A 10,012-nucleotide genomic window follows, 5' to 3' on the forward strand; every position below is an offset into this window, starting at 1 on the left:
GGCTGATGTCGTGGTCGACGGCGCCGACGAGAGCGTCGACGTCGACGTCCTCGGTCGACTGGGGTCGGTCGATCGCCTGGGTCATGGTGGCCTCCCTCGCGTACCGGCCGGCCTCGTGGGCCGCCGTGGATGTGCTCTTCCGGGGAGGATCTACGGCGCACGGCGAGTTGGGCAACAGTTGGCGTTATTCCTGGTCAGGTTGTGCATTCGGTACCGTCGGACACCATGAACACTGGTCAGGATGTACAGCTGGACGAGCTGGACGCGCGCTTGATCGAACTGCTGGCGGAGGAACCGCGGATCGGGGTGCTGGAGTGCTCCCGGCGGCTCGGTGTGGCCCGCGGCACGGTCCAGGCCCGGCTGGACAAGCTGGTCGGCCGCGGCGTGGTGACCGGGTTCGGGCCGGACATCACGCCCGCCGCCATCGGCTTCGGGGTGACCAGCTTCGTCACGCTGGAGATCAGCCAGCGGCACGGCCACGACCAGGTCACCGCGCACCTGGCCGCGATTCCCGAGGTGCTGGAGGCGCACACCATCACCGGCTCCAGCGACCTGCTCTGCCGCATCGTCGCCCGGTCGAACACCGACCTCCAGCGGGTCATCGACCAGATCGTCGCCTCCGAGGGGATCCGGCGCGCGTCCACCATCATCGCGCTGGCCGAGCAGATCCCGTACCGCACGCTGCCGCTGGTCCGCTCCGCCGCCCGGGGGTAAGGAAGGGCCCCCTGTTAACGCCTGCGGAGGTGGAAGGGCCCCTTATTAACACCTGCCCGGGCAAGAAGCGCTGCGACACGCCCCGCGCGCGACCCGGGGGACCGGTGATCGTCGCTACCGTGTGCGGTGTGAAGGGCCTAGGGGTACGCGGCTGGTTGCTGCTCGGGCTCGTCACCGTGGTCGTACTCGCCGCGACAGGCGTCTGGAACCCGTTCCCGGCGCTGTGGGACTGGGTCGACCGCAGCAAGCCGATCTCCGAGCCGGACGTGGTCTGGCAGCAGCGCGTCGGCGGCACCCCGCGCAGCGTCACCATCGCCGGCGACACGGTGATCGTCGAGCAGCGCACCCGCGTCGAGGCGCGCAGCCTCGCCGACGGCCGCCAGCTCTGGGAGCGCAAGGCCGACTGGTCGGCGGTCGCGGGCGGCGACCGGGACCCGGTCGTCGCCGTGGGCAAGCTGCTGGACAAGGGGTACGAGGTGCTCGACCCGGTCAGCGGCGTGACCCGGCGTCGCGACGATCGGGCGATCGCCGTCTGGACGTACCGGAACCTGCTGCTGGACGCCTACTGCGTGCGGGCCACGGACTGCACGTTGCGGGCCTGGGAGCCGCGCGGCACCGCTCCGCTGTGGAGCGCGTTCCTGCCCGGCGTGCACAGCGGCGTGCTCGCCGACAACCCGGAGCTGCTCGGTACGCGGCGGCTGGGCGCCACCCGGATCGACGGCGGGGTGGCCGGGCCGGAGGCGGTACCGCCGCTGCTCGGCTTCCCGGTCGACGGCCGGGTACACGTGGTGGACACCGCGACCGGCCGGGTGCTGCAGAACGTCGAGCCGGGCCGGGAGGAGCGGCTGGCGGTGGTCGGCGGCCGGCTGCTCCGGATCGCGGCCACCTCCCGCGACGGGAGCTGCTACTACACCGTCACGGCAGTCGACCCGGCGACGGGTCAGCAGGTGTGGCGTCGGACCGGGATCAACCTGCGTACGGCCGACTACGCCGGCTGCGTACAGCGGGAGGACCCGCAGGGCGCGCGCAACGTCCTGATCGGTGTCGCCCCGGACGGGCGTGAGGCGGTGCTCGACGGGTACGACGGCCGTCTGCTCCAGGTCGGCGCGGACGGTGAGAAGCTGCTCGCCGTGGACGACCGCTACGCCGTGGTGCGCAGCGCCGACAAGGAGTCGCTGCTGGGGCGGGAGCTGTCGGCGGACCGGACCCGGTGGACCCGGCCGGCGGGCGGTAAGAGCGGCGCCGCGCTCACCCCGTACGCGGCGCTGATCAGCGAGGAGAAGCCGTCCCGGCTGATCGCGGTCGAGCCGCGCGAGGGCCGCGTCCTGGTCGAGCTGCGGACCGCGGCGAACGCGCTGGCGGTCGGCCCCAACGGCATGATCATCGGGGAGGGCCGGGAGATCGGGTACGTCCGCTGGGGCGCCGGCACGACCGGCGCGCCCGGGCCGGGCCAGGGCGACGCGCCGGTGGCGCCGAACCCCGGGGGCAGCTGGCGGCCGCCCGGCGACCAGGGCAGTTGCGGCCCGAAGCGGGAACTCTGCGTCGACGGCAAGTGACAGTGGGTGAGAGGTCGGGCCACGACCCCACCTGCGGGTGTCACCGATCGACGGCTCTGCCCTAGGCTTTTCGGTCATGAGCAGTGCCGCCGCCTTCTCGTACGCACCCCTGCTGCCGACCGGCCCCGACCTGACGGAATACCGCCTGGTCACCGACGAGGGCGTGGACGTCGTCAACGGCCCGGGTGGCCGCCGGTTCCTGACCGTCGATCCGGGCGCGCTCACCGCGCTGACGGCCGAGGCGATGCACGACATCGCCCACTTCCTGCGCCCGGCCCACCTGGCCCAGCTCCGCTCGATCATCGACGACCCGGCGGCCTCGCCGAACGACCGGTTCGTCGCGCTCGACCTGCTGCGCAACGCCAACATCGCGGCCGGCGGTGTGCTGCCGATGTGCCAGGACACCGGCACCGCGATCGTGATGGGCAAGCGCGGGCGGCACGTGCTCACCGACGGCACCGACGCGGAGGCGATCTCGCGCGGCGTCTACCAGGCGTACACCCGGCTGAACCTGCGCTACTCGCAGCTCGCCCCGCTGACCATGTGGGACGAGCGGAACACCGGCAGCAACCTGCCCGCCCAGGTGGAGCTGTACGCCGAGGACCCGGACGGCCACGCCGACGCGTACAAGTTCCTCTTCATGGCCAAGGGCGGCGGCTCGGCCAACAAGTCCTACCTCTACCAGGAGACCAAGGCCCTGCTGAACCCGACGCGGATGATGCAGTTCCTGGAGGAGAAGCTCCGGCTCATCGGCACCGCGGCCTGCCCGCCGTACCACCTGGCCATCGTCATCGGCGGCACCTCGGCCGAGTACGCGCTGAAGACCGCCAAGTACGCCTCCGCGAAGTACCTCGACGCGCTGCCCACCGAGGGCTCGATGAGCGCGCACGGCTTCCGCGACCTGGAGCTGGAGGGCGAGGTGCTGGAGCTGACCCGCAACTTCGGCATCGGCGCGCAGTTCGGTGGCCGCTACTTCTGCCACGACGTACGGGTGGTCCGGCTGCCCCGGCACGGCGCCTCCTGCCCGGTGGCGATCGCGGTGTCCTGCTCCGCGGACCGGCAGGCGGTGGCGAAGATCACCCCGTCCGGCGTCTGGCTGGAACGCCTGGAGACCGACCCGGCGCGCTACCTGCCCGACGTGACCGACGAGACGCTGGAGACCGAGGAGGTCGTCCGCGTCGACCTGAACCGGCCGATGGACGAGATCCGGGCCGAGCTGTCGAAGTACCCGGTGAAGACCCGGCTGTCGCTCACCGGGCCGCTGGTCGTCGCGCGGGACATCGCACACGCGAAGATCGCCGAGCGGCTGGACGCGGGCGAGCCGATGCCGCAGTACCTGCGCGACCACGCGGTCTACTACGCCGGCCCGGCCAAGACCCCCGAGGGCTACGCCTCCGGCTCGTTCGGCCCCACCACGGCCGGCCGGATGGACGCGTACGTGGAGAAGTTCCAGGCGGCCGGCGGCTCGATGGTGATGCTCGCCAAGGGCAACCGGTCCGCCCAGGTCACCCGCTCCTGCCAGGCCCACGGCGGGTTCTACCTCGGCTCGATCGGTGGCCCGGCCGCCCGCCTCGCCCAGGACTGCATCAAGCACGTCGAGGTGCTCGAATACGCCGAGCTGGGCATGGAGGCGGTCTGGAAGATCGAGGTGGAGGACTTCCCCGCCTTCATCGTCGTCGACGACAAGGGCAACGACTTCTTCGCCGAGGTCACCAAGCCGGTGCTCACCGTCGGCCGCCGCTGAGTTCAGACGCACAGACATCGGTGCGCCTGCCCGGTCGGACCACCGGACAGGCGCACCGCCCCCGTCGGATGCCGTCATCGGCAACCCGCACCGAGTCTGTGCGCCGCCGCTATCGGATCGCTATCGCCTCGGCGCGGCGCTCGGTGACCGCCGGGCTACGCTGCTGCAGGGTTGATACGGCGGTCGGGGGAGCGCGGTGCGGTTCGGAATCTTGGGGCCCCTGCGGGTCGGCGGCGGTGAAGCCACCGTCACCGCGGGTCGAGATCGAATCGTCCTCGCCATGTTTCTGCTGCGTCCGGGCCTGGTGGTGCCGACCGAGGACCTGATCGACGCCGTGTGGGAGGACCGTCCCCCGGCGACCGCGCGGACCCAGCTCCAGATCTGCGTGTCTCGACTGCGGCAGCGGTTCGCGGCGCTCGGCCTGCCCACCGTGACCATCGTCACCGACCCGGCCGGATACGGCATCCGGATCGAGCCGGGCGACCTCGACGCAGAGGTGTTCGCCAACGGTGTGGAGGCGGCCCGCCGGAACGCCGAAGCGGGCCGGCTGATCGAGGCGCGTCAGAACTACCGGGACGCGCTGGCGTTGTGGCGTGGGCCGGTGCTGGCCGGCATCCCCGCCCGTAGCGTGCGGCGGCGGGCGCAGGCGCTCGACGAACAGCGGCTCGCCGCGCTGGAGGACTGCGTCGACATCGAGTTGCGGCTGCGCCGGGCGCCCGAGCTGGTCGACGAGCTCACCGAGGCGGTCGAGCGCGAGCCGCTGCGGGAACGGTTGCGGGGGCAGTTGATGCTGGCCCTGTCGGCGGTCGGCCGCCACGCGGACGCGCTGGCTGTCTACCGGGAAGGGCGGCGGATCTACGCCGAGGAGCTGGGCATCGAGCCGGGTGCCGCGTTGCAGGAGCTGCACCAGCGGATACTCGCCGGCGACCTGGCGCTGAGCGGCCCGGAGAGCCGGGTTGCCGCGCCGGTGCGGGCGCTGCCGCGCGCGATCAGCGACTTCACCGGGCGGCAGCAGACAGTGGCCCGGCTGGTGCGGGAGGTCGAGGAGGGTAGCCGGGTCCAGCTCGTCGACGGCATGGCGGGCAGCGGCAAGACCACGCTGGCCGTGCAGGTGGCGACCGCTGTGGCCGGCCGGTTCCCCGACGCGCAGCTCTTCATCGACCTGCACGGGCACAGCGACCGCAGCCCGCTCAGTACGACAGTGGCCGCCGCCACCCTGCTCCGGCAGCTCGGCGTGCCGGCTGAACGGGTGCCGGCCGACCCGACGGACCGGCTGGCGATGTGGCGTTCCGAGCTGGCCGGGCGTCGGGCCGTGGTGGTGCTCGACAACGCGGCCGACGCCGGCCAGGTCGCACCGCTGCTGCCCAACGGTCCGGACTGCCTGATACTGATCACCAGCCGTCGTCGCCTGATCGGCCTGGACTCGGGCCGCCCGTCCTCGCTGCCGGTACTCGACGCCGACGAGGCGGTCGAGCTGCTGGCCCGCGTGGCCGGCGCGGAGAGGGTGGCCGCCGAGCCCGAGGCGGCGATGGAGGTGGCCCGCCGCTGCGGACACCTTCCGCTGGCCCTGCGGCTGGCCGGGGCCCGGCTCGCGCACCGGCCGCGGTGGCGGGTGGCCGACCTGGCGGAGCGGCTGGCCGGCGCGTCCGACCCGCTGGCCGAGCTGGTCGCGGGAGAGCGGTCGGTGGCCGGCGCCTTCGCGTTGTCGTACGAGCAGGTGTCGCCGCTCGCGCAGCGGGTCTTCCGCCTGCTGGGCCTGCACCCGGGTCAGTGTGTCGACAACCGGGTGCCGGCCGCGCTCGCCGACCTGCTGCTGCCGCAGGCGCAGGACGCGCTCGACGAACTTGTCGACGCGCACCTCGTCGAGGAGGTGGAACCGGGCCGCTACCAGCTGCACGACCTGATCCGCGAGTACGCGCGCACGCTCGGCGCCGGACGCGAGACCGCCGACGAGCGGCGGGCGGCGGTGGGCCGTCTCATCGACTTCCATCTTCAGGTCACCGCGTCCATCGGGCGGTCGCTGGAGACGGGCGCCGAGCCGTCCCTGTTCGACCTGCCGGAGCCGGCGCGGCCCGACCTGGTGGCAGCCACTGTCGGCCTCGGCCGAGCATGGTTGGAGGAGAACCGCTCGACCCTGACGGCGCTCGTCCGGCTGGCGGAGAACGAGGGTTTTCTCCGGCAGAGCTGGCAGTTCGCCCGGGTCGCCTGGGTCAGCAACTTCTACGGCGGTCGCCTGGACGACCTGATCGAGACGCATCAGATCGGTCTGCGGGCCGCCGAGCGCCTGGGCGACGAGGAGGCCGTTGCGACGATGCTCAACTATCTCGCCTCGGCGGACTACCGCCGGGCGCGGTTCGCCGAGGCCATCCGGCGGCTGGAGGCGGTGGTCGGTATCTACCGCAGGCTCGACCGGCCGGGCGAGCTGCGCAAGGTGCTGGGCAACCTCGGCACCGCGTACGCGGTCGACGGGCAGCACCAGCGGGGTATCGAACTCCTGACCGAGTCCGCGGCGATCGCCCGCCGGTCGGGCGAGTCGTCGTGGTTGTCCAACCTGCTGAACAACCTCTCGTTCACCCTGATCTCGCACGGCCGGTACGACGAGGCTGTGCGGATGTGCCGCAACCAGATGGCTGTCGCACGGCAGGCCGGCGACCTGCGGCAGCTCGGCAACTCGATCGGGCACCTCAGCATGGCGCGGCACCGGCGCGGCGAGCACGGGCCCGCGCGCCGGCTCCTGCGCGTCGGCCTGAGGCTCAAGCGCCGGGTGGGCAACCGGTACGGCGAGGGCGAGCTGCTCAACGAGCTGGGCATGATGGAGCGCGAGGAGGGCCGGCCGGAGCTGGCCGCCTCGCTGCACCGGGACGCCCTCGTGGCCATGATCGACGCCGGGGATCTGGTCGGGCAGTGCGCCTCCCGGAACCTGCTGGCCCGGGCGATCTTCGACCAGGGTGACGTGGCCAGCGCGCTGGACCTGCACCGCCGGGTGCTAGCCGACGCCGAGCGGCTGGGCCTGCGCTACGAGCAGGCCCGCGCCCTGGACGGCCTCGCGCGATGCCTGCGCCACGACGACCCCGACCAGGCCCGCCGGTACGCCGGGCGTGCGCTGGCGCTGTTCCGTCAGGTCGAGACGCCGGACCAGCGGGACACCGAGAAGCTGCTGGTCGAGCTGGGCTGAGGGGGCCGCCACTTTCCCTGCACTCCGACCGGCGGCGCGGCAGGATGGTAGGCGTGACGACTCCAGAGGCGACCGGCTACCGGATCGAACGCGACTCGATGGGCGAGGTGGAGGTGCCCGCCGAGGCACTGTGGCGGGCGCAGACCCAGCGCGCGGTGCAGAACTTCCCGATCTCGGGGCGCGGGCTGGAACCGGCCCAGATCAAGGCCCTGGCGCAGATCAAGGGGGCGGCGGCACTGGTGAACGGTGAGCTGGGGGTGATCGACGCGGACGTGGCGCAGGCGATCGCCACCGCCGCCGCGCACGTCGCCGAGGGCGGCTACGACGACCAGTTCCCGGTGGACGTGTTCCAGACCGGCTCCGGTACGTCGTCCAACATGAACACCAACGAGGTGATCGCCACCCTCGCGAGCCGCGAGCTGGGCCGCGACGTGCACCCGAACGACCACGTCAACGCGTCGCAGTCCAGCAACGACGTGTTCCCCACCTCGATCCACCTGGCCGCCACGCAGTTCGTGGTGGAGGATCTGATCCCGTCGTTGAAGCAGCTCGCGGGCGCGCTGGAGGAGAAGGCGGCCGAGTTCGAGACGGTGGTCAAGGCCGGGCGTACCCACCTCATGGACGCCACGCCGGTCACGCTCGGGCAGGAGTTCGGCGGCTACGCGGCGCAGGTCCGCTACGGCGTCGAGCGGCTGGAGTCGGCGTTGCCCCGGCTGGCCGAGCTGCCGCTGGGCGGCACCGCCGTGGGCACCGGCATCAACACGCCGCTGGGGTTCGCCGAGCGGGTGATCGGCAAGCTGCGGGAGTCGACCGGGCTGCCGTTGACCGAGGCGCGCAACCACTTCGAGGCGCAGGGCGCCCGGGACGCGCTGGTGGAGACCTCGGGCCAGCTCCGTACCGTCGCGGTCGGTCTCTACAAGATCGCCAACGACGTGCGCTGGATGGGTTCCGGCCCGCGCGCCGGCCTGCGTGAGCTGCGTATCCCCGACCTCCAGCCGGGCTCGTCGATCATGCCGGGCAAGGTGAACCCGGTGGTGGCCGAGGCGATGCGGCAGGTCTGCGCCCAGGTGGTCGGCAACGACGCGGCGGTGGCGTTCGCCGGGTCGCAGGGCGACTTCGAGCTGAACGTGATGCTCCCGGTGATGGGCCGCAACCTGCTGGAGTCGATCAAGCTGATCGCCGCGTCCAGCCGGCTGTTCGCCGAGCGGCTGGTGGCCGGCCTGGTCGCGGACGCCGAGGTCTGCCTGGCGTACGCGGAGGGCTCGCCGTCGATCGTCACCCCGCTCAACCGCCACCTCGGGTACGACGAGGCCGCCTCGATCGCGAAGGAGGCGCTGGCCAAGCAGGTGTCCATCCGCGAGGTGGTGATCTCCCGGGGTCACGTCGACTCGGGCAAGCTCACCGAGACCCAGCTGGACGAGGCGCTGGATCTGCTCCGGATGACCCACCCCTGAGACCGGCGCCGGTAATTGCCTCGACCCGTCACCGTGGGCGCGGCATGATCCGACGGTGCGTGACGACGGCGGGGTGCTGCTGGAGACCGCGCGGCTGACGCTGCGCCGGTTCACGATGGACGACGTGGACCGGTTGGTGGCGCTGGACGCCGACCCGGAGGTCATGCGCTTCCTGACCGGCGGCGTGCCGACCCCGGCCGCGACATTCCGGGACGACGTGCTGCCCCGGGTGCTCGCGCAGTACACCCGGCATCCCGGGCTCGGCCGCTGGGCGACGCTCGACCGGTTCACCGGCGAGTTCCTCGGCTGGCACTCGCTCGACCCGTCCGACGACGGCGCCGAGGCGGAGCTGGGCTACCGGCTGCGCCGCGCGGCGTGGGGGCACGGGCTGGCCACCGAGGGCGCGCGGGCGCTGGTGCGGCACGCGTTCGACACGGTCGGCGTCCGCCGCGTGTGGGCGCAGACGATGGCGGTGAATGACCGCTCCCGGGCGGTCATGGCCCGCGCCGGGTTGCGCTACGTCCGCACGTTCCACCTCGCGTTCGACGACCCGATCCCGGGTACGGAGCACGGCGAGGTGGAGTACGAGCTGTCCCGGGAGGACTGGCCCGCGACCCGTCAGGACTGGGACGCCGCCCTGCGGGCCCGGTAGGCGCTCACCGCGGCCCGGTTGCCGCAGCCGGCGTCGCAGAACCGGCGAGAGCGGTTCCGGGACAGGTCGACAAGCACGTTGTCGCAGTCGGGGTGGTCGCAGTGCCGCAGCCGGCTCAGCTCGCCCATGCGTACCAGGTCGGCCATCGCCATCGCGGCCTCGACCGCCATCCGGGTCGCCAGCGGCGCGTCCCGCGGCACCGCGTGCAGGTGGTACGGCTCGTCGTCGTGCCGGACGAGTTGCGGCAGCGCGTGCGACTCGCGCAGCAGCCGGTTGACGATCGCCACCACCTCGTCGGTGTCGGCGTACCAGATGCGGCGCAGCCGGGGCCGCAGCGCGCGGACCTGGCGCAGTTCGGTTTCGGTGTGCTCGTGCCGGCCGCTCCACCCGTGGGTGGTGAAGAAGGCGTCCAGGGCGGCCACGTCGGGCAGCCCTTCCCGGTCGCCGTCGGCGGTGTTCACCAGTGCGGCGGCACCGACCAGCGCGCATTCGGTGTCATGAGCGAAAAGCAACTTGACTCCTGTCAGGGGCTCCGCCTAGCGTCATCAGCATAACCGTCCTTCACTCATGACCTGGAGCTGTCGATGCGTGAACGATCCGGCGTCGGGCTCGGTCTGGCACTGCTCTCCGCGATCACGTTCGCGACCTCGGGCACGTTCGCCCGCCCGCTGATCACCGGCGAGTGGTCGGCGGTCGCGGTGGTGGTCGCCCGGGTCG

At 72.5% G+C, this 10,012-nt stretch carries 7 protein-coding genes; 6 read left to right on the forward strand and 1 reads right to left on the reverse strand.

The genetic code is table 11. The annotated features are described in order from the left end of the window. The first annotated feature begins 225 nt into the window (after positions 1-225). The 6 genes from A8711_RS25735 (at position 226) to A8711_RS25760 (ending at position 9,295) form a co-directional block, all read left to right on the forward strand. Positions 226-714, forward strand: a complete 489-nt coding sequence (locus A8711_RS25735; RefSeq protein ID WP_013288920.1) for an Lrp/AsnC family transcriptional regulator — start codon at positions 226-228, stop codon at positions 712-714. A gap of 155 nt (positions 715-869) precedes the next feature. Continuing rightward, the gene (locus tag A8711_RS25740) at positions 870-2,270 is read left to right on the forward strand and encodes a PQQ-binding-like beta-propeller repeat protein (RefSeq protein WP_069089590.1); all 1,401 of its coding nucleotides are present in this window, start codon (positions 870-872) and stop codon (positions 2,268-2,270) included. Between the two features lie 76 nt (positions 2,271-2,346). Next, positions 2,347-4,014, forward strand: a complete 1,668-nt coding sequence (locus tag A8711_RS25745; RefSeq protein ID WP_069089591.1) for a fumarate hydratase — start codon at positions 2,347-2,349, stop codon at positions 4,012-4,014. 196 nt (positions 4,015-4,210) lie between these two features. Next, complete coding sequence (locus A8711_RS25750; protein WP_043327939.1) at positions 4,211-7,189, forward strand: AfsR/SARP family transcriptional regulator; 2,979 nt, start codon at positions 4,211-4,213, stop codon at positions 7,187-7,189. 44 nt (positions 7,190-7,233) lie between these two features. Beyond that, a complete protein-coding gene (locus A8711_RS25755) occupies positions 7,234-8,643 on the forward strand; it encodes a class II fumarate hydratase (protein ID WP_176722885.1) in 1,410 nt (469 codons plus the stop codon). A gap of 55 nt (positions 8,644-8,698) precedes the next feature. Beyond that, positions 8,699-9,295, forward strand: coding sequence for a GNAT family N-acetyltransferase (locus A8711_RS25760; protein WP_069089592.1), 597 nt, complete (start codon positions 8,699-8,701; stop codon positions 9,293-9,295). Here A8711_RS25760 and A8711_RS25765 read toward each other — a convergent pair. Continuing rightward, on the reverse strand, positions 9,262-9,807 hold the full coding sequence (locus A8711_RS25765; protein WP_069089593.1) for a CGNR zinc finger domain-containing protein: 546 nt from the start codon (positions 9,805-9,807) through the stop codon (positions 9,262-9,264). The two genes, A8711_RS25760 and A8711_RS25765, sit on opposite strands and share 34 nt — an antisense overlap. Positions 9,808-10,012: the final 205 nt, after the last annotated feature.

Origin of the sequence: Micromonospora sp. II, from assembly GCF_001709195.1 — a bacterium.
GTDB classification, from domain to species: Bacteria; Actinomycetota; Actinomycetes; order Mycobacteriales; family Micromonosporaceae; genus Micromonospora; species Micromonospora chalcea.

Excerpts from the sequence above, each read along its gene's own strand:
- A8711_RS25745 (WP_069089591.1), top strand. The coding sequence starts at position 2,347 with ATGAGCAGTGCCGCCGCCTTCTCGTACGCACCCCTGCTGCCGACCGGC.
- A8711_RS25755 (WP_176722885.1), top strand. The coding sequence starts at position 7,234 with ATGGTAGGCGTGACGACTCCAGAGGCGACCGGCTACCGGATCGAACGC.
- A8711_RS25735 (WP_013288920.1), top strand. The coding sequence starts at position 226 with ATGAACACTGGTCAGGATGTACAGCTGGACGAGCTGGACGCGCGCTTG.